General features: G+C 33.8%; 15 protein-coding genes. 2 read left to right on the top strand and 13 right to left on the bottom strand.

All coding sequences use genetic code 11. From position 1 onward, the window contains the following. Positions 1–8: 8 nt before the first annotated feature. The 3 genes from I589_RS07945 to I589_RS07935 are packed head-to-tail and all read right to left on the bottom strand — an operon-like array spanning position 9 to position 2,310. The gene (locus I589_RS07945; protein WP_010768624.1) at positions 9–758 is read right to left on the bottom strand and encodes a WecB/TagA/CpsF family glycosyltransferase; all 750 of its coding nucleotides are present in this window, start codon (positions 756–758) and stop codon (positions 9–11) included. Beyond that, entirely contained in the window at positions 758–1,381 is a 624-nt protein-coding gene (locus I589_RS07940; protein WP_010768625.1) for a sugar transferase, read from the bottom strand. Before I589_RS07940 ends, I589_RS07945 begins: the two co-directional genes overlap by 1 nt. Positions 1,382–1,401: 20 nt before the next feature. Further along, positions 1,402–2,310, bottom strand: a complete 909-nt coding sequence (locus I589_RS07935; protein ID WP_010768626.1) for a hypothetical protein — start codon at positions 2,308–2,310, stop codon at positions 1,402–1,404. A gap of 182 nt (positions 2,311–2,492) precedes the next feature. Between I589_RS07935 and wecB the strand changes: the two genes are divergently transcribed. Then, positions 2,493–3,605, top strand: coding sequence for a non-hydrolyzing UDP-N-acetylglucosamine 2-epimerase (gene wecB, locus I589_RS07930; RefSeq protein WP_010768627.1), 1,113 nt, complete (start codon positions 2,493–2,495; stop codon positions 3,603–3,605). Between the two features lie 70 nt (positions 3,606–3,675). On the opposite strand, the gene I589_RS07925 is transcribed toward wecB, so the two are convergent. Further along, on the bottom strand, positions 3,676–5,400 hold the full coding sequence (locus I589_RS07925; protein WP_010768628.1) for an Ig-like domain-containing protein: 1,725 nt from the start codon (positions 5,398–5,400) through the stop codon (positions 3,676–3,678). Positions 5,401–5,798: 398 nt separating this feature from the next. Here I589_RS07925 and I589_RS07920 point away from each other — a divergent pair, with 398 nt between their 5' ends. Beyond that, positions 5,799–7,325: a BglG family transcription antiterminator gene (locus I589_RS07920; protein WP_010768629.1), complete on the top strand. Its 1,527-nt coding sequence runs from the start codon at positions 5,799–5,801 to the stop codon at positions 7,323–7,325. A 67-nt stretch (positions 7,326–7,392) separates the two neighbouring features. Here I589_RS07920 and I589_RS07915 read toward each other — a convergent pair whose 3' ends face one another. The 9 genes from I589_RS07915 to I589_RS07875 all read right to left on the bottom strand — a co-directional run bounded on the left by I589_RS07915 (position 7,393) and on the right by I589_RS07875 (position 22,173). Beyond that, positions 7,393–7,716, bottom strand: coding sequence for a hypothetical protein (locus I589_RS07915; RefSeq protein WP_245561655.1), 324 nt, complete (start codon positions 7,714–7,716; stop codon positions 7,393–7,395). Between the two features lie 29 nt (positions 7,717–7,745). Then, positions 7,746–9,056 (bottom strand): Y-family DNA polymerase, encoded by a 1,311-nt coding sequence (locus tag I589_RS07910; protein ID WP_245561658.1) that lies wholly within the window; start codon positions 9,054–9,056, stop codon positions 7,746–7,748. 81 nt (positions 9,057–9,137) lie between these two features. Then, the gene (ltrA, locus tag I589_RS07905; RefSeq protein WP_010768632.1) at positions 9,138–11,000 is read right to left on the bottom strand and encodes a group II intron reverse transcriptase/maturase; all 1,863 of its coding nucleotides are present in this window, start codon (positions 10,998–11,000) and stop codon (positions 9,138–9,140) included. An 897-nt stretch (positions 11,001–11,897) separates the two neighbouring features. After that, on the bottom strand, positions 11,898–12,389 hold the full coding sequence (locus tag I589_RS07900) for a hypothetical protein (RefSeq protein ID WP_010768633.1): 492 nt from the start codon (positions 12,387–12,389) through the stop codon (positions 11,898–11,900). 55 nt (positions 12,390–12,444) lie between these two features. Then, on the bottom strand, positions 12,445–13,593 hold the full coding sequence (locus I589_RS07895) for a DNA cytosine methyltransferase (protein WP_010768634.1): 1,149 nt from the start codon (positions 13,591–13,593) through the stop codon (positions 12,445–12,447). Between the two features lie 95 nt (positions 13,594–13,688). After that, the gene (locus tag I589_RS07890) at positions 13,689–14,108 is read right to left on the bottom strand and encodes a hypothetical protein (RefSeq protein ID WP_010768635.1); all 420 of its coding nucleotides are present in this window, start codon (positions 14,106–14,108) and stop codon (positions 13,689–13,691) included. A gap of 35 nt (positions 14,109–14,143) precedes the next feature. Then, positions 14,144–21,265 carry a helicase-related protein gene (locus I589_RS07885; protein ID WP_010768636.1) on the bottom strand — a complete coding sequence of 2,374 codons (7,122 nt, stop codon included), beginning with the start codon at positions 21,263–21,265 and terminating at the stop codon, positions 14,144–14,146. Positions 21,266–21,310: 45 nt separating this feature from the next. Further along, complete coding sequence (locus tag I589_RS07880) at positions 21,311–21,532, bottom strand: hypothetical protein (RefSeq protein ID WP_010768637.1); 222 nt, start codon at positions 21,530–21,532, stop codon at positions 21,311–21,313. 5 nt (positions 21,533–21,537) lie between these two features. Further along, the gene (locus I589_RS07875) at positions 21,538–22,173 is read right to left on the bottom strand and encodes a hypothetical protein (protein WP_010768638.1); all 636 of its coding nucleotides are present in this window, start codon (positions 22,171–22,173) and stop codon (positions 21,538–21,540) included. Positions 22,174–22,215 lie beyond the last annotated feature (42 nt).

Below are 22,215 nucleotides of genomic sequence, written 5' to 3'. Positions count from 1 at the left end.
TTAGTTTTTTAACGGAACAGTTCTTGTAAAACATGTACAATAAATTTACTATTCCCAAATAAATACCGACGAAACAGTCGCTTAGGCTCTTGATAAACACGATATAGCCATTCTAATTGGTACTTTTGCATCCATATAGGGGCACGCTTTATTGCACCTGAAAGTACATCAAAACTACCTCCAACCCCCATATAGACAGAATTAATGTTTTGTTCTAAAAAGTAATCAATTAGTTGTTCTTTCAATGGCGAGGTTATCCCAATAAACACTATGTCTGGCTCACAAAGCTTCAATTCATTTGCTACCTCATCCCAATTTTCTTTCTTAAAATATCCATTGCGATATCCTGCAACGTTGAGAACAGGATATTTTGCTTTTAAACATGTATTCATGGTTGTTACAATTGTTTGTTTAGCACCTAAGAAATAAACACGATAGTTCTTTTTTTCTGCCAAAAGCAACAATTCTTGCATTAAATCAATTCCAGCAATCCTCTCAGGTAATGGTTTTCTAAGAATTTTCGAGGCAAGTATAATTGAAGCACCGTCGGCATTAATTATATTTGCCCTTCTTATAATCTGATTGAATTGTCCCTTATGACTTAATTCGTTCACTTTATCAGCATTTATGCCTAGTACGTGGGTAGGTTCTTTATTTTTTAGTTTTTCATTTACTAATGCAACTGTCTCTTTCATTGTTAATGCATCAAAAGAAATGCCAAACAATTCAATTTTTTTCTCTTGCTTTCCTACGTTCATCAATATGCACCTTCCATCAAGAAAAGAACTTTGATTGTTTTAAATAGAATGATTGTATCGTTTTTAATACTTTGTGTTGCAATGTAACGTAAGTCGAGCTCTACCATTTCATAAAAATCCAGTTTGTTTCTTCCACTCACCTGCCACAATCCTGTACAACCAGGCGTGACGGACAATCGTTGGCGATCATAGAGTGTATACTTTTGAACTTCTTGTGTTAAAGGTGGCCTTGGCCCCACTAAACTCATATTCCCTTTAAGAACGTTAAAAAGTTGAGGTAGTTCATCCAAACTGGTCTTACGAATAAACTTACCAATATTTGTGATGCGGGGGTCATTTTTTATTTTAAACATCGCCCCTAAAATTTCATTCTCTCCATTTAAAGCCTCAAGCATTGTTTCAGCTTGCGGAACCATTGAGCGGAATTTATAAAGATAAAATACTTCACCATTTTTTCCGACTCGTTCTTGAATAAAGTAAAAGTTTTCTTCTGGGTACTCCAGCTTTACTAAGAATGCAATGAGTAATAAAAGCGGCATTAATAATAAAATACCCAAGCATGCACCAATAATATCAATCCCTCGTTTAGTAATATGAAAGCTTATTTTTGTGTTGTTTTTCACTTGTTTCCCTCTCATCTATACTATACATATCGGACAAATTCGTAACTGCCTTTGTAGCCATAAAAATCACCTGTTCGAAACTGAAGATAAGATTTTCTAACTAAAGCAAAATAGACTTTGTCATTTACATTTGCTAACCCCATTTCAATCAAAGGAAGTCCATCGCCGAGACGAAATGTCTCGTGTTCCAGTAATTCTGCAATCAAGTAATCTGATTGTTTTGTGTGCCTCAAAATTACCCTATCAGCTAATCCATACTTTTTATAGTCACCACTCACATAAGCTTCCTTGCCGATTTCCTTAAACCCATCGAATATGGAATTAGGAATTTTTATACTATCGTAATATTCAGAATTAGTTTGCAAGCCTGAATAAGAAAATAAGTAGCCATCTTCTTTAAATTGAGTTTCTACATTAACTGAAATTTTTGATTGACATATTTTGTAGCTAACTTTCTCCTCTAGAATTGCTCGAGGTTTATATAGATGCGTATTGGAAGCTTCAATCATGTTCGTTGTAATTAACCGAATTTCTTTATCTGAGTCAAAATTATTTAAATTATTGTAGACAGGATTTCCATCTACAAATACTTCGAGGTTCGTAAATTCTGCTGTAGGCTCTCCTCCACCATTGGTCGTTCCATGATTGCCGCCAGTCAATTGATTACCGTTACTTGGAACGTCAATATCCTTATTTGCGACAACGTAATACGGAGATATCCAATCAGTAATCGGGTGAATAATTGGTTCTTGTTGATTTAAGATATCTAAATCAATGAACGACGTTCTAGTAACAATCCACACTTTCGACAGAGAAAATATTTTATTAATTCCGAAACGTTCAAATAAAAATACAATCGTTTCATTTTTTCCGTAGTCGCTGGAGCAGTATGTCTTATTTTCATTTATCAAATACGTTATTTGATTCACCTTAAATTCCTCCATTTAAATTCTTGAATTGATACGAGTAAATCATACAATGAATTAGACATAAAATTTTCTAAATATTCCAAACCCAAATTAGGAATATTTAGAAACGGCTTCAATGGAATTGTTTTATACTGTTTTGATGTAGTTATTTATTTCAATTTTTTTGAAAGAAGGATATTTTTATGAACAAAATTAAGGTATTATCTGTATTTGGCACAAGACCCGAAGCTATCAAAATGGCACCACTAGTAAAAGCTTTAGCAAAAGACCCTCGATTCGATGCAAAGATTGCTGTGACGGCCCAGCACAGAGAAATGCTCGATCAAGTCATGAATGTGTTTGACCTTACCGCAGACTATGACTTAAATATTATGAAAAGTGGGCAAACATTAACAGATATTACCACCCGTATTCTAACGAATCTAAAACCTGTATTAGAAGCAGAAAAACCTGATGTTGTTCTTGTTCATGGAGATACAACTACAGCGTATGCAACAGCTACAGCAGCCTTTTATCAGCAAATTTCTGTAGGGCATGTGGAAGCAGGTTTGAGAACATGGAATAAATGGTCCCCGTTTCCAGAAGAAATGAACCGACAATTGATTGATGTGTTAAGTGACTTGTATTTTGCACCGACAAAAACCAGTGCGGAAAATCTATTAAAAGAAAATCACCCAAAAGAAGCGATTTTCGTTACAGGAAATACAGCCATTGATGCTATGAAATATACCGTTTCAAAAACCTACAGTCATCCTGACCTACCTACTAATTTGAAAGAAAAAAAGCTAATCCTAGTCACGATGCATCGTAGAGAAAATCTAGGAGAATCAATGCACCGTGTGTTTCGTAGCATTCGAAAAATTGCAGAAGAGCATGCAGATATAGTGGTGGTGTTTCCTATGCACAAGAACCCTCAAGTAAGAAAAGAAGCACGAGAAATTCTGGGTACATTGGATAACGTTCACTTAATCGAACCGTTAGACGTTGTCGATTTCCATAATTTTGCCGCCAGAAGTTATTTAATTTTGACTGATTCAGGTGGGGTTCAAGAAGAGGCACCCTCTTTAGGCGTACCTGTTCTTGTGTTGCGAGATACAACAGAACGACCAGAAGGCGTTTCAGCAGGAACACTAAAGCTAGTTGGGACAGATCAAGTCAGTGTTTATCAAGAGATTATAAAATTACTTGACCCTGAAACACATAAAAAAATGTGCAGTATAGTTAATCCTTATGGGGACGGAAATGCTAGCCAAAAGATTATAGATGGACTGGTTCACACTTTTTCTTCAAAATAGAACGCAAAAAAAGGACTAACTTTAAGAGTCAGTCCTTTTTCGTTTTTTAGCATGAAATATATAAGCTTTTTTATGGCAACAATGTCACTTGTTTACTATCAATTGTATTCCCAAATCCGTCAAGTAAATGAACAATGACCGTTTGATTTGGCGAAGTTATCAAGTTTTGAATATAATATACAAATGCTCCCCCTCCAGGCGACACATTAATTTTAGCACTATCAACACCGTCAACACTCACGACTACAAATGCAGTGGAATTACCCGAGTATGTCCCATGAATGAAACCGTCATTAGTTGTAATTGAATACGGGTCTAATGAAGTAATTCCTTCGGTTGGTGCAGTATTGGTATGCACTGTAATTTCTGTTGAAGGACTTGTAACTGTTCCATTTGTTTCCGTAACATGTAGAATTGTATAAGCTGGTTGCGGTGGAATAGTCACTGAGTAACTTAAATCAGCTTGAACAGTACCTTTACCAATCTCGTTCCCATTTTTATCTGTAATTATAATCGTGTCTCCTGCAAAAGAGCCTGTACCAGTAACACTTGTATCATTCTCAGTGACTGGTTCATTTACTTGTGGTGCTGGAATGTTAATTTCATTTTTATGTTGCACAACTACGTCAGTTGATGGACTCGTTTCTTGCCCATTTGTCTCTGTTACGTGTAGGAGTGTATACGCATTTTGTTTAGGGATTGTTACTGAATAACTTAGATCCGCTTGAACTAACCCTCGCCCTATTTCATTCCCGTTTTTATCTTTTACTATAATAGTGTTACCAACGACTGAACCAGTGCCTGATAAAACAGTATCCGTATCATAAATTGGTTCGTCGACAATTGGTGCTACCAGGTCGGCTTCTTTATGTTGGACAATTGTTGTTGCTGATGAACTCCAACCAACGCCACCATTTTGTGAAACACTAATTGTAGTCCCTGAATTTTGTTTTGAAATCGTTATATGGTAGATACCTGTATTATCGACTTTACCAGTACCGATGATTTGGTTCCCAACTTTAACCTGAACATCTGCTCCTGGAATACCAACTCCTGAAACTGTCGTATCTGTATCATAGACCGTTTCTATTGTTGGCGTTTCTTGAACTATTTCCCAGCCAGGGTCGAGCGTAGACGTTGGCAATGTATAAGAGTCATTCTTACTTCCAATTAAATCCCAATCTAAGATAGCTCCACTTTCGACAACACCACCTACAAATTCATAATTAGTATTATTTTCTGCATTAGGGATTCTAACTCCACTTTCTGTTATCGCTTTGCCTAAATCCATTTGGACTTCGACTTGGATTCTCTCACCTATCAACCAAAAATATGCAGGAGCATGTGAAATTCGTAGAACAGTTCCATCTGATTCTACCTGAAAGTCTGAACGATTGTAGTTGTGTACTGTACCGCTGTTGACTTGTATAGAAGCACTTAAGGCATTTAAAAAGCTATCGGTTTTAGCGAGTTCTCGAAATTCTTTTGGTAATTGCAGAACATAATCTACTGATGTTGTAATACCACCAATTCCAATCGACCATCCATCATAGTGCAAGTCAATTTCTCCAGTTGTTACTAGTCCACCTGCTAGCAACTGTAACCCGTTGACTCCAGTGCCCGAACCACTTAACGCACCGCCTGAAATAATTTTTGGGTCTTTTACGTTCTCTGTTGAATTTGCTTCTGATAAACTAGTTTCTTCGGCGAATACCGAACCACTAAAAGCAGTTAATATTCCTATACCGATTAAACTAACTGCAATCATACCTATAATTACATTTTTTTTCATCATTCCATTCACTTCCTTATATTTTAAATTTTTTAGGATTAGTTTCTTTCATTTTTTACTCCTTTCTTTTTTCTATAGCAAAAACTTCCCTCTACAAAATGATAGCCTTTTCAACTTGAAAAATATATAAATCGTATTTTCTTTTATCAAGCTGCTTTGAATCAATATTGTATAATCTAACTAGTATCTATAGAGTTAATTCATTTACTTCGAATTGTTTTTTTTAGATGTAGGTACTTTATGACTAAACCAGTAAAAGTTACCCGCTATATTAACCTCTTTTGAACAAATATAGCTCGTTCTTGTATAAACAACAACGTTTATTTAAGTTTTGATTAATGATATATTTTTTTTATTTGAGTTGAATTCATCATGATAATTGAAAGAAGGATTTTTATTTTATGCTACTGACAAAAAGAGAAATAGGTGAATTATCTATTCTAAAAATTTTAATTGAAGAAAAGAATTATAGCAGAAAAAAGGACTTATTGAAGCAACTAAATATGTCTATCTCAACAATTAAGCGACATATTCAATCACTTAATGAAACATTGAGTAAAATTAATGGTTTTCAAAATATAAAAGTAGTTACTCTTAAAGATGGTTATTTGTTAAACAATCCTACCCCGCTAAACAACATCTACGTCTTAAAAAAAATCAATCTTTTTTATCATGAGAACTCTATTCAGTTTAAATTAATAAGCAATTTATTCTCTACTATACCTCACCCACTATCTATTGATAAAATTACAAAAGAATTGGCGATAAGTAGCCCTTACGTCTACAAATTGTTACAATCAACAAATAAAAATTTAGAAATGTTTGATTTACATACCGAGTTTGTTGCAGTAGAAAATCAAACAAATACCAAAATCTCTATAATTGGAAATACTATGTCTGTGTTTCTATTTGAACTACATTTTTATTTTAGTATTTATCAAGGATTAGAATGGATATTTCCAAATGTAACAATGGAAGAGCTTTATTTATATTGCAGCCCTAAAGAGTTAGAAGAACTATTAAATCTTTCCTTGGCTAAGCAAACCAAATTTTTCTATTCTCTTGCAATTTTTAATCAAAAAAGTATTAGTTTAAAGGAAATCCTAATAGAAAAAGACTTTGCTGATGTATTGTCAGTGTTTATGGCGGAAAAAGATTTATCTCATCCTTTAAGAAAATCATTTGAATTTACAGAGAGCAGCTTAGTAACAAAAGACACCTATTTGTTTTTCAACTATGTACAACGAATATTTAATGCAATGTCGGACACTAAACAAGCTCAAATACGAATAGGGAAAAAAATTAATGAACAGGAAAACAATGTTTTAGTTGATTACTGTAAAATAATTATTTTGTCATTTTATAAACAATTTCCCGAAACGAAAAGAAATGACCTTTCAGAAGAAATCCATTTTCGCCTGCTCTATTTTTTAACTCTTTTTTTTGCAAATATATTTTACGTCGGTTTTGACTCCTCAAGATTACAACAATTACTTTATATCAATCCTGACGTTAGTATTCAACAAACTAAATTACAAAAAAAGATAAAAAATTTTTTAGAAAAATTTCTTTCTGAAAATCCATCTACTTCTAAATCATCTATATCTAGCTACCATTTAAATTTGTTGTGTACCATATTTGATTATTTCATCTATGACAGTATCAAAGATAAATTAAATATTTATATTCAGTTTTCTAAAAATTTATATGGTCAAATAAATATCGAATCTTGGCTCACAAGAGTTTTTGGCGAAGAAAAGATTCGGTTTTCAACTGAGATAAGCTCTGCTGACATTATAATTTCAGATTTCTACGAAGAAACATATCAAAGTACAAAGTATTTTTATTTTGACAATCTAACAAATAAAAATCGCTGGGAACAGCTCTATGCATTTGTGCATGAACATCAACTAAAGCTACTCGATTAATTTTAATAATTCCTAGAAAAAATAGATGGGAATTTTGCTTATAAAAATCCCATCTATTCTATATAGATTATACTTGACTCCACTTTTCAAGATGAATAATTTCTACATTACGAATTTCATCGTAATCAATTTTAGTCAAGCTAATATAAATACCTAAAGAATCATATCCATCAATTTTTCCAACAATATCCGCAGGATAGTTCCCTTCACCATCTAATTCTTCTCTTTGAATTGCAATAGTCTTATTATGAACTTGCGCATGATGTAATAGTTCACTAATTTCTTGAGAAGATAATTTGCTTTTTTTTCTTGATTTGTTTAACTTAGCCATTCTATCTTCAGCAAGAGCAGCAGTGTGTTCAGAAAGGTAGAACCCGGCCCATTTAACCATGCCTCTATCCTCGTAGTTATCCATAAGACTCAACTTTCTTCATCCTCCATATTTTTTATGTCCATACCAGTTAATCCACCTGCATGTCCACCAACTAATGAAGCTCGTTTAACAGCTCTTCCACCATCTGTTAGGCTGGACGCATGTATTAATTTCGTATAACCATACTGTTCCCTAATCCTGTCAACAATTTTGTCTAACTTTTCTTGTGACACTGATTCTTCATTTGAACTAAATAAATCCAATTGAACGGCTTCTGTGTAGACTAATTTTTTATAGGTAACCCCTAAATATCGAACATTTTTCCCTGTATAGTATTTTCTAAATAACTGTAAACAATATTCCGTTAATTTATGTGTATTATCAGTTATAGGTATTTTCATTTGGCGTGAAAAACCTTTCTCAGTTTCAGCAAGCGAATAACCAATATATAATTGAATACAGCCGGTCTGACAATGATGCTTTCTAATTCTTGTTGCTACTTGATCGGCCATTTCTTTAATAACAGTTTCTATTTCTTCTTGCCTAACATAATCTCTATCCAATACTTGACTATTTCCAAATGATTTTTCTAAAGGTTTATAAGGTTCTGATAATCTAGAGCGATCAATACCATTGGCATGTGCATAAAGCTGTAATCCAATAACTCCAAATCTCATCTTCAGGCGCCAAGGATTCTCATTAGCCAGTTCCTTTACATTTCTAATTCCCATCATTTTTAATTTTTTTTCCGTCTGATTACCAATCCCCCAAAATTCTGAGAGTTCCTTAATTTCCCAAACCGTAGTGGCAATATCTGCATAAGTCCATTCTGCAATAAAAGTTGGGTTATGTTTTGCTGCATTATCCAATGCAAGTTTTGCTAGTAGTGGATTATCTCCAATTCCAACAGTTACTATCAATCCCATTTCTTGCTTTACATGGCTTTGAATCTTTTCAGCTAAAATTTTTCTTTTCTCACTTCGACTTATTTTTGCAGGTACAAATAAATTTAATGAAGCTGTAACATCAAGTATTGACTCATCAATTGAATAATTGTATAAATCATTATCTGCTACATAACGATTAAAGATAGCATTAATTTTTAAATTTTCTTTTATATATAAATTCATCCTTGGTGGAACAATAATAAGATCTGGATGATTTGGTATTTCAAATCCTCTTGAAACATTTGATATCTTTAAAACTGTTTTAGCTCTAGGAGAAGCCGCTAGTACCAGACCACTTCCAGTGTTGTCCGCATGGCTCATTACTACGAGCATTGTGTTTAAAGGATTTAGTCCTCTGGACACACATTCTACTGAGGATAGCGATAGGTAATCTTTTGATGTAATCTCCAGATTTTCCCCCGCTCCACACCGTACGTGCGACTTTCACCGCATACGGCGTTCCATCAATGTCTACTAACAGTTATCATACAGTTATAGATTCAGCGACAACTCACAATTTTTTGCTTTTTTTCGGAACTGATTGATTATTTCAAGTTGAGTGTTAGTAATCCCTAATTTTGTTATAAGGACTGAAGCTCTCTGATTATCTTCTTCATGAATAAGTGTGTGAATGTCCTGGTGAACAATAACTAGATTTTGAAAGTTATCTTTTCCACCGAGATTTTTTGGGATGATTCGATGACAATATATATCTGCCAGCTCTAAGAACTCTTTCGTTATGCGACATCTTCCGCGTTGTGTAGAATACTTAGAAACACGATTGTCCCTGAACTCGATGCTTTCATCAGTCTTTTCCATATTCATGAGTTGGTTGATAATATCAATTGGAAAGGTAAGATATTTATGAATTAGTATTCGCCCTTCGGGCGTATACTTGCAGATTCCCATTTTAGGTAATGATGTATGACTATGTTTGATGAATCCTAGAGGAATCATTGGGTAGCCATTAATCCATCTTAACTGCTTTGAACGAGCGTAGTTTTTCTTAACGAAATCACTAGGCGGTTGTCCAGTTTTCTTAACATCCAGTCGATTCTTGATAATAATCATTATGCGCTGATTAATTTTCGGACAATCCACGCTTATGTGGGTAGCCTTTTTGTAATATTGATGGATACCAATCACCATAGAGTTGTATTTCGTTAGTTGCTTTTGTAGCTCCTCATTGGTAGGGGAGTGCTGAATTACCTTTACCTGTCTCGCTAAGTTATCAGAAACTTTTTTCATGGCTTTGGCACACATATGGGTTTCGATGACGAAGCTCTTTCTTTTTCGCATCAATTTCATAGTGAAGCCGAGAAATTCGGATTTCTGTTTTTTCAGATTTACCACTTTTGACTTTTCTAGGCTGATATCAAGTTTTAGACGTTCTTTTAACCATGATTTGGTGGCTAAGAAGATTTTATCTGCGTCACTTCGTTTTCTGCAAAAGATTTTAAAATCGTCGGCATATCTCACGATGAAAATTTCTTTTAATTTTGAGCCACGCAGAGCTCGATATTTGTTGCCTTTACTCCAATAATTTTTCTCGGCATGATACCAATCGTAATTATGCCTTGTTGGGTGTGTTTCCCATTGTGATGATATCCACCAGTCCAATTCATTCAACACAACATTGGCTAGAAGTGGGGAGAGGATTCCGCCTTGTGGCGTACCTTTCTTAGGATGTTCAATGCGACCGTCCTTATGAATAATCGGTGCCTTAAGCATGGCTCTGATAACGCCTAGTAACCACCTATCTTTAACGCCTAACGTCCAAAGTTGTTTGATAAGTTTTGAGTGATTTACGTTATCAAAGAATCCCTTGATGTCTATATCTACTACAAAAGTAAGTTTACACACTTGTGCTAGCCGTACTGCTTGAGAGAAAGCATGATGTGCCGACCGATTAGGTCGGAAACCATAATTTTTATCATGAAATTTTGCTTCCATGACAGGCTCTAAGACTTGCAGTAAACATTGTTGGATGATTCTGTCCCAGATAGTTGGAATGCCTAGTGGGCGAGTTTTCCCATTTGGCTTAGGAATTTCCACTCTTTTAACTGGTTGTGGTTTGTATTCTGAAAATTTTGCTTGCACGATTTTGATAAAATCAGTATTAGGTATGTCTTTCAAGTCATCAATATTTTTGTTGTCAACGCCTGGGGATACACTCCCAGAGTTTCCCTTCACATTTCTATACGCTAATAGGATGTTATTAGGTGAAGTGACGATTTCCATAAGATTGCTGAAAGTCTGGTTATCGCTACTTGCTTTGTATAGATCGTCAAAGCTATCAATCATGCCATAATATTCCATATGACGGATTGAATGTGATGCTGATACATTCTCCATAGCACCGCCCCCTTTCGGATGTCGGTGTTTATTTTGTCGTACTCGATTCTATGGATTGCATCGTAACTGTTAGTAGAACTAATTGACTTGTGGCTATCCCTCCACAGCTTGTTATCACTGCTTCATAGGTACTGTGCCACTACTCTCACTAGTGTAAATGAGCTTATTATTCTTCGTCTCAACCGTTTCACAGGAGGTTAGTCCTCAACGTCACTAGCTTTCAACGTTCCGATAATTTTATCCGTACATTTACTTTTAGGTGCTCACTCTGAACCTGTGACTTTCCAATACCTTTAACATTGCGTGGCTATTCATATCTACGATTCTTACTAAACCACAAGTCACACCCTTTGTCACAATTATATTTGTGCGGGAAAGATACATTTCTGTACCCCAAGCCTATAGATTCGTACATTCGCAAGTTTGTCAGTGCAGTTGCACATTCTCACCATGAGTAATTTGTGGACTCCCGGCCTATGGGTTACACCGTCCACCGCTGGACGACTTTCGATTGCTGTTAAGCAATGACGGTAACTCTCAGCCGACTTCACCGAGCTTTTGACAATCCATTTTCTAACCAAGAGAATTGCCAATCGGAGTATTAGAGGGAGCGCTTCAGGACGTTACGCCTTCATTTCACTCCTCAAATTATCAGTTCTCCACAAGAAGAACTTGTGTGCCTAACCTTTTCAGTTAGGAACGTTTCGCACCATAAAAACTCTTGACATCAATTAAAAAAATATCTCTCACTGGTTCTTTGGTATAATCAAAATTCATTTTTATCCCTCCTTTTTATTAAATTACCACCTAATTATAAGAACGTATGTTCGATTTGTAAAGAGAAAAACCATAAATTAAACATAAAAGTTATCTTTTTTGAAAAAATTCTACACACTTTCAAAATTCATCAGAAATTTCATTTGATTTCTCGTAACTTTGCATATCAAAATTCAAATCGTAAAGTGTATAATTGTGATCTAATTCAAAAATGGGCGTATTGTATCCATTCTTGAATACTTTTTCTGCCTTTATAATTTCTTTGTTAGGCTCCAAATTTTTGCTATACTTCAATACTTCCTCTTCATTTTTTTTGTATATAACGCTACCGTTTCCAGACACCCAATTTTTTGTATTTTTATCTACAACTAAATAAAAATAATCTAAGTTTCGTTCGTAGCCACGATTTAAGAGTGATACTTGATACATTTCTAAATTTGTTAAATTGAATATATTCAATTTAAAATTTCCAGATAAATAAGATTCAACCGGTGCGGTCTCAATTAATATATGGGTGGTCATAAAATCGAAAGCTGATCTATCAAAATCATCAATCGCTATCTCGTTCCCCTTTGATTCGATTGGTCGCTCAATATCAATTCTATGCGTCAAATCATCCGTAATTTGCCTCCAAAAAAGACAGCAGATTTCTGCTGTCTAATTAAATCTATTTGCTAATATTTTTTAAACTACGTGCAATCTCATAAATGACATTTACAGTTACACTGTTTCCAGCCTGTTTGTAGAGTTGATGATTTGACATTTTTTGATCAAAATCACAATTGTAATGGTCTAGTCGCTCTTCAATTATCTTGTTTGCAATTTCCTTACTCCCAAATTTAGCAGCTAGAAAAGCGCTATCAGGAAAACCTTGCAACCTCCAACATTCTAAAGGAGTCAGATTTCTAACTTCAAAATCGTGCGTGGTGCAAACATTATTTCCGATATCTTTTATCAAAATTTTGGGCGTATGACCGCCCCCAGAAGATGCTGTCAGTGTCGGCGCAAGTCCTTCAATGCTGTAAATTCTGTTTGCTTGTTCAAATACCATATTCATTTTTGCAGCAATAATTATTCCATGACGATCTACTGTTTTCAGGGTATACATTGGTTCATCGTTACGTTTAACACGCTTAGCATTACAACGAGACTTAAATCGTGTTGGTGTATTCATTGGAAATATAGTATTTAATGGGGCTTTATCTGAGTTGAATTGACCAGCTTCTACTATTTTTTCAAATTGAATTGAATCCCCTCTTTTTGTTTGTTCGATAGGAAAAACATTTGAGGAACTACTGGTTCTACGATGTCCGATAATGTAGACACGTTCCCTGTTTTGTGCAACATAATTTTTGCTGTTAATACAGCACCACTCACAGTCATACCCCAATTCTGCCAACGTTGAGAGGATTTTCTCGAAGGTATTTCCTTCATCGTGGCTGAGCAATCCCCTAACATTTTCAAGGAATATAAATTCAGGTTTGAGTAAACTGACGAATCTTGTAATTTCAAAGAACAGAGTTCCTCTTGTGTCAGAAAATCCTTTCCTTTTGCCCGCAATCGAGAAAGGCTGGCACGGAAATCCTGCAACGATAACATCAACATATCCGATTGACTGAATAAATTCATCTGAAATTTTTGTAATATCATGCATTTCCACCTCATTTTTTGTATTAAAAATTGATTGATAGCTACGACGAGCAAATTTGTCAATTTCGCAATAGGCTACACATTTAAATCCTGCCCAGGTCATTCCAAACCTAAATCCTCCGATGCCAGAAAACAAATCAATAAACGTTTTTTGATGCTTACTCATGGAAAACTCTTTTCCCACGGCCGTGATTAAATTATATTCAAGCTTGTAAGCAAAGTATATTTTTTATATAGTCCCTAAAGGTTCTTAAAAATATCCTAAAAAAGTTTACACACTAAATTTAAAGCTTCACAAAATTGATAGATGGCAACTTTAGAATCTAAAATAATTACGTTTCTTTGATAATTCACTCTTTCTGAAATTAATGGAATTGATAAACCATAAAAAAAACGAAATAAAAAAATTTTTCTTCTCCTTTTTGTGATTTCAGGATTGAAAGGGTGCATTATAGCTGTAAATCCTTCAATAAACAACTCTTGTATTTTTAAATTAGATTGTGAACGAGTCGCAGCATTGAATTTATTTTTTTCATTAACTAAAACTAAAGTTCCTTCCAGCCCTATTTTAGGATAACTTTTTCCTTCCCTTTCAAGAAAGATTTTATATACACGAAGAAATGAGCCCATATTACGTTTAGTTTCATACCAGTCAATATTGTCTGAAATGTTATTTCTCATTATTGTCTCCTACTCCATAAAATAAATTTTTCCTACTATAAATTCACTTCTTCTACTATTTCATTTTCAGCTTCCTTTTTCAGTGTATCTAATTTTATTTGATTGTTAACTTGCTGCTGTTCTTTTAATAACAATTCAAGGTCTTTTTGTTGTTTGAACGGCTTTGTTATTTCTTTTTTAGCAGAATTTATTTGTACTTCGAGATTTTCAATCTCTTTTTTTGTGTCATCAATTAATTGCTGGACATATTTTGGTATGTTTGAAAGCCGAATCAAATTACCAATTTCCGTACTAGAAATGAAATCAGTCCTATAACTCGATTCTCCTTTTAACACTAGCGTGTCCTTGTCAGCTTTTGACTTTTCAAGATATAGTTCTAACCCTTTAAAATCCCCAATTTTTTTTGACTGTTCTTCAGGTATTAGTATAGATTGCACTAAAATTTCATCAAATGCATCTTTACGCTCAGTATATTTTTTTCCTCCTAAAAAAACTGTAAAATCATTAGAAGGGTCAAGACCCATTATTCCCACATCTTTCACATACTTATTCAACTTTTCCGTTTCTATTGCGATTTTTTTTGGATAATTAATTTTTAAATCTTGGTTCATTTTAGTTCGACTATTGCTCCACTGACTTCGGATAATCTGTAGCCGAGCTACATCATTATCTATTCCCATTTTTTTTGCCAATAATGGATTATCCGTTGCTATAGCTTTGACTTCTGCTGCACTTAAGACGGTTTCATCCAAATCATCCATCGTCCGATTAATATTATTGCCACTCATTATTTGAGAAATGTATGTCAATTTTTGTTCTTGGATTTGCCAAAGATAAGAATCAAAGGTTCCTTTCGTAACATACCTGTTAATTTCAACTACTTCGTTTTCATTTCCCTGACGCAGAATCCTACCTTCTCGCTGTATCAAATCAGATGGCTTCCATGGACAATCAATATGGTGTGCTTTAATTAGTTTATTTTGAATATTTGTGCCTGTTCCTAATTTTGAAGTGCTACCAATAATTATTCTTACCTCACCAGTTCTCACCTTTTCAAATAAGGCATCTCTTTGGGCTTCTGTTTTAGCATCGTGCACAAACGCTATCTCCTGTTCTCGTACACTTTTTTCCACTAATTGATCTTTAATTTCTTGATAAACATTGAAGCTGTGTTTTGGAGTACCAGAATCAGAAAAAACAATTTGGGTCGATTTCTGTTCCTTCGTTCGCACGTAAGTAGCATATATGTCGTCGCAACAAATGCTAAGCTTTGAGTTTGGGTCACGTATTTGGGTCGGGTCAATCAAGCGAGCATCAATAGCCATCAACTTTGCTTCATGAGTCAGTTTTAGCATGTTATCAACGTCAGGTGGTACTTGTCCGTTGCGTATTGCTTCAGAACGTTTGACAAATTCTTCCATTTTCTTTTGCTGAAATGTAGTAATGTTTGTCACAACGTTCTTCACTTTCTCCCCTTTCAATTTTGGTACTGGTAAATTTAACATTGACCCAGTTTGTATATCTGCCACTTCCCTGAACATTGACATTAGTTCAGGGAGATTATTAAATTTTGAAAAACGGTTTTTCAAGCGATAGCCCGCACCTTCGGGATTAATTTCCAATGAAGAAGTGACTTGACCAAACGTAGCAGCCCAATTGTCAAAATTAATTATCCCTCTTTCTTCAAGTGCTTCTGGTTGTAAGAAGTATTGCATAACAAACAATTCGCTCATTGAGTTCGAAACTGGCGTTCCTGTTGCAAAAACGATATTGCGTCCGTCATGCTCTCCTTGAATATAACGCACTTTGCTTAACATATCGCTTGCACGTTGACTGTTTGACTGACCCACTCCAGCAACATTTTGCATTTTGGTATAAGTAAAAAGATTTTTATAAACATGCGCTTCATCAACAAACAAAAAATCAACCCCAAGGTCTTCAAAGTTGATCACATTATCTTTTTTCTCAGCATTTTCTAGCTTCTCTAATTTTATTTCTAAGTTTGCTTTAAATTTTTCAACTTGTTTAACTGACCATTTTTCCGCCTCAGCTTCCTTTAATTCTCTAACAAACTGTTCTGCGTCTTCTATTTGGTTTGTTATGACTTGTCTCTGTCTTTCATAGCTCAGCGGAATCCTTTCAAATTGGCTATGCCCAATAATAACAGCATCATAATCGCCTGTCGCAATTCTTGAAACAAACTCTTGCCTATTTTGCTTTTCAAAGTCTTTTTTTGTTGTAATCAAAATATTGGCGTTTGGATAAAACATCAATATTTCCTTCGCCCATTGTTCAGTTAGATGATTTGGTACGACGTACATTGGTTTGTTAATTAATCCGTGCTGCTTAAGATACATCCCCCCAGTTAACATAGCAGCAGTTTTTCCTGCGCCAACTTCGTGAGCCATCAATGCTCTCATATCATAAATTATACGTGCATCTACATCTTTTTGATGAGGTCGTAGCTCCATTTTTAAGTTCATATCGTCAAAAACTAAGTTTGCTCCAGAATAAACTCTGGGTATTGTTGTATTAAATTTATCATTATAGATGTTTAGTAACCGTATTTCTCGTTCTTCATCTGAAAATAACCAGTTTTGAAATTCTTGTTCTATATCCGCTTGTTTATTTTGAGCAAGTAGGGTTTCTTGAGGATTTAAAACATATTTCGTTTTATCACCATCTTTTACTGCATCTCTAATTTGCACTTGTTTGAGATTGAGACTAGCTTCAAGTAAATCATAAGCGTTTATTCTTTTAGTTCCATACTTTTCTCTAGCTATAACAGATTGACCGTTAATATTTTTATTCGATATATACCAAGCAGTACTCAACTTAGAATATTGTAATTGTATCTCTTTCACTGACCAGTCTGGAGTTTCCAACAAATAATGGAGAAAATCACTATAATCTGTTATGGGTATCCAAGGGCTCCCAATCTGGAATTTGATATCTCCGGATAACAGTCGAGCGGGCTGAACAGTTTTAAGAGCTTTTATATTTCGATCTATTAATGCTTTTGTCGCAACATTTTCGACTCTTTTTTTAATTAGTAGAGCTTTTTCCAGTTTGTCTTTGACATTACCAGTCAAGTACTCATCTGCAATTTCCCACGCTGTTAAAGCCTCTTCTGGCGATTGTGCAAAGGTGCTCATTTTTTCTGGATTTAAAAATATCAGATTTCCCGCTTCACCTATAATTTCAGAGACACTATGCTCTGGATAAATCTCTTGAATAAAAGAAAAATCTATTCTACGAGTGGTAGCCATAGAATAGTTAATTGCTTGTTCAACTGTTAGAGCTTCTGCTAGTTTATTTTGGGGTCGTATAGTAGCTTCATAAAATATTTTAGCTTTTGAGAACCCATTTTTGGTTTCATTTTCAAGTGACATCATTAAAGGAAACTTATTATCTACACGAAGTATTCTTTTATTGATAGAATCATTAAAATGCCCATGAATTTTAACAAATTGGTCATATTTTTCATTTAATTGTTTTAGACTCAACTGTAATTCATCAATCTCATAAAAACTATGTTGCAGTGTTAATAGTTTTTGAGTGGCTTGTTTTACAGCTAACATATCACGAATCTGTGTATACTGTTTTCTACCTCTATATTCCTCATATTCTCCATCAACCGTATGAAAAAAAGCTCTAGAATTTTGAATAAAAAAGCTATATTTAGCAGTTTCAGCAGGTACCTCAATCGGAGTATTAACTATTACTGTTTGACTAAATTTACTTCGTTCTTTTATTTGAACTTGTTCAAATGCATTGTGCTCATTTACAATATTGTCAAACGCCTTATTAAGTTGTATAGAAAAATCAATATCATTATTGGGCACAACGTCAATTGTTTTACCTTGAAAGTTTTTTACTCGTATTTCTCCCAGAATTTGTTCAGGATGATCAATAAAGTATCGGTTGATAAACAGACCTTCATGTAATGGGTGTTCGTTACTTGTTAACCATGCTAATTCTTTCTCTGTTTGGACTTCTGTCATTTCTGCTAGTGATTTTTTTTGGAAAATTAGGATATCAGAAATAACTTCAGTCCCAGCAGATTGCTTAAATGCAGTTTTAGGCAAACGTATTCCACCAATAAAATTAGCACGTTTTGCCACATATTCTCTTAGTTTTTTATCTTTTTTATCCATACTACCTGCAGAGGTAATAAAAAAAATCAGCCCTCTAGGATTAAGATGATCTACGGATTTTGCCAAAAAATAATCGTGTATAACAAAATTATACTTATCGTATTTTTTATCTAACACTTTTATATTATTAAACGGAATATTTCCTATGATGAGGTCTTGTTTTGGTAACGTGACATTTTCATATCCAGTGACAAAAATATTTACTTGTGGATATAAATATTTAGCAATTTCAGCTGATGTCTCATCAATTTCAATTCCAGTAAGATTTGCTCCACGCATCGCAGAAGGTATACGCTGAAAAAAATTTCCTGTTCCCATTGCTGGATCTAAAATGTTGGCATGACTAAGATTACCAAAATGTTCAGCAAACCAATACATTTCTTCAATTATATTTGCTGGTGTATAATACGCTGTTAAAACAGTTGCTCTCATATCATTATAACTAGTACCTGCAAGCTCTTTTAATCTACTTCGCTCCTCCTGCCAAGAATTGTTTTGCTCATCAAAGATGTCTGCTAACCCTCCCCAACCCGAATATTTTGCCAATTTTTTTTGTTTTTCTCTTGTCAAATTTTCTTTAAGATCTTTAGATTCAACTAGTTCCAATTCTTCTATGATAGATAATGCTTCTAGATTATCATTAATTTTTTCTCTTTTTGTATCTGCATAAGTGATTTGTTCCGATGGAAAATAATTCTTCGGTGTACTGATTTCTATTTTAGTTGGTTTATTTTTAGGAATAAAAGCAAATTCTGAATCGTAGTCCGTTCCACTACTCGACTCTTTATCAAAGTCAAATAGTTCTAACTGCTCTTGTTCTGTAGCATTATACACTGCGATTTCCTGTTTATTTTTTTTTACAGGCCTTTCCTTTACTTCTAACTCATCACCTAAAATAAATTCAGTTTCTTCATTTATTTTTTCTTCTGTAGTATTTTCTTTTAGAATACTATTTTGTTCATTTTTTTCTCCATCTAGTTCTAGAAATTCTCGATTTTCTAGTTCGGTTAGATGCTCTTTAAATTCTTGAAGTTCTATATTGTTTAACGATTGACCATTGCTATGTGAAACATGGTTCTTAGTAACATTTAATATCTCTTTTTCAAATTGTAAGTGGTCGGATTCTTTTGATGAATCAGAAATAAATTTCTTAAATAAATCAATATTATGAACACTAATAACACTGAACTGTTGAAAAGAAAAAAGTTCTTCTTGTTCACTTTGTTCCGTTAGTACAAATAATCTTTCAAGTTTAGTTCCTTTATTAGTAATAGTATCTGTTTTATCACCGTGTTCCTGTCTTTGATGGAAATTGTTAGAGAAATAGAATAAAGTGACATTGTCTTCTACAAAATCTAATACTGCATAGTGTAGATACTCATTTTTTTTGGGCTGAAAAATAGTCAAATAAGTCCCAGCTAATTTATCTGGATTGTTTAAGTAGTCCAAATAGTATCTATACCACAATAATGATTTAAAAGATATAGAGCCACTCGCTGCTAATTTATTCTGTTTGAGTCTTTTTTTTGTTCCTAAAAATAATTCCTTTTCTAGAGAAAAACTGTTAATTTCAGGGTCGTGCACTCTTTTTAACGTTTCATATAACACAGAAATATTACTCGTTTCAATTATTGAACCTTTAAGCTTAACAAGAGTATTCAAGCTAGCATTTTCTTCAATTGTATAAAAATCTGAAAAACCAACATAGCCAGCAGAGTCATTTTGTAATTTAGCAAATCCATTATCAAGCCATATTTTGTTAGAGCCCTCGAACCAGCGAAACCGAAAAAGTGAGTTTTTAGGTAATGTACCATCTAATTGCTGATAATAGCCATTTGTTAGAATTTCTTTATTTACATCCAAAACTACAGAACCATTTTCCGCAAAAAAAGAAGAAGTGGGATTTTCATCCTCTACTTCTTCTTTCTTCAATTTATCTGTTAGTTGAATAAATTGTTTTTGTTGAGCAAGTTGTTGATTGGTAGTGACAGGATTAGTTGTTGCGTCACTATCTCTTTGACTTGAGACAAGATCACTTGTAGATGTTGTTCTCTTTTTAATGGGTTGTTCGATTTGTATGGATTGTCTTTCAACGCTTTCCTTTGCAGCGTTTCTTCGGTCTCTATTGCCCAATTCTCTTTTTCGTGTAGATACTTCATCAACTCTCCTTCCATCAAGAGTTGTTGGACTAGTAGTTGGTTGTGTTCTTCCAGATACTTCATCGCCATTTTCCCGTAATCTTGTAATGGCAGATTGTCCTTCGGATTGTTTGAGACTCTTAATTCTCTCATCTGCATTCTCTTTTTCCTCCTTTTTCTCCTCTTCTAAGTCTTTTTTTATTGAATATATCTTTTTTATAGCGGAAGTTGACACTTTATTGCTAACCTGACCAATAATTTCAAGTTGTTTTCTACTTAACACTGGAAAATCACCTATCAAATAATCAGGAATATCAAGCCAATCAAATTTTTTACTTATTGTATACAAAATGGAGTCTTGAATAAACTGCTGATAAGATCTTATTGTATCTGTTTCATCCAAGTCAACCAGATTATTTACAGCTGCAGTAATAATATCTTCTAACAAATCATACCTATCAAGTTCTTCTTTTTCAGCTACAAATAAATCTGAAAAAAAAGTCTGAACAATCTTTTTTCCATCTTCTTGTGTCGTCATTTGATTGGGTAGTGAAAAAATTTTTCCTTCCGTTTCTTTTATATCAAAATAAGGTTGTATTTCGACTATTCCATTTACCGAGTTTATTTTAGCAATAGCAATACTATTACTATTCTTTTTAATATATCGTTGTAATTTATTCCATGTATCTTCCGTTGCAACATAAGTTGCTTGATTATTTTGTTCATAAATCTGTACTAATTCAGTAAAACTATATTTATACAATTGACTTGAAAAAGATAAGTAATCTTGCCAAGTTGCCATATCATAACCAATTTTTTTTATTCCTGCTTGGTAAATCTCTGTGACTGTATTTCTATTCAAACGCTTCACTCCTTTAACCGTTAACCGTAAAAGCATTTCTTTCAATTATTTAATTTTCTTATGAATACTATTTTGATACTGTTTGAATTTTTTTAGACTTAAATAAGTGAAATATATACTTGCAATTATTGTAATTTGCAACCAAAATTTTCCAAGAAGGACACTGATCAACCATAGAATTAAAAGTCCCGCAACAACATATTGTCCATATTTTAGCACTAAAGCAAACAACAGTAGCAACAAAATAATTACAAATAATCCAGCCACTTACTTTACCTCCCTAAATTAAAAATTTCCGATAAACGATAATTAATTACAGCAACTTCTGTTGCTGATAATTTTCCTACGACGGACAATTGACTATTAAGAGAAACTGTTAATAAATCCCCTGGGTTGACCATACCAAAATTTGTCTTAAGCAAATCTTCTTCATTTAGTTCAAGAGTTTGAATTAAACAGATAACACATTTATTCTTTAAATAATTGTATTTGGGACCACTTATAACAACTCCACGAAATTTCTTATCTCCCTGTTGAAAATTTACAATTGATCCTTTTTCAATCGAGTATGCATTTTCAAAAGAATTGTATTTATCTTCGATTGGAACATATACATAATTGCTTAAAGTATCCAATTCAACAAAAAGATACTTATTCTGTGTGTCAGAATAATTTTCATACAAAATTTCACTTGGTATACGTAAATAATAACTACGTCCTATTTTTTTTATTGAAATAGTTGATTTGCCATACAAGTTCATATCTTCTAGTGAGCTAAACAAATATCTACCATCATTTTGTCGTTGGACGGTAAAGTGTAACTTATCTTTTTCAATAAGTTGTGCTCCAATTTTATGTGGTACTAAAAACATTTGACTATTGCCAATTTTTTTTATTCTATAGCTCATTCTAATCTCCTCACACATGTGTATAATCGGATTATACACCCG

It is taken from the genome of Enterococcus phoeniculicola ATCC BAA-412, assembly GCF_000407505.1.
GTDB lineage: Bacteria > Bacillota > Bacilli > Lactobacillales > Enterococcaceae > Enterococcus_K > Enterococcus_K phoeniculicola.
The sequence above is the reverse complement of the archived record's forward strand: the minus strand, read 5'-3'. Positions and strand labels throughout refer to the sequence as shown.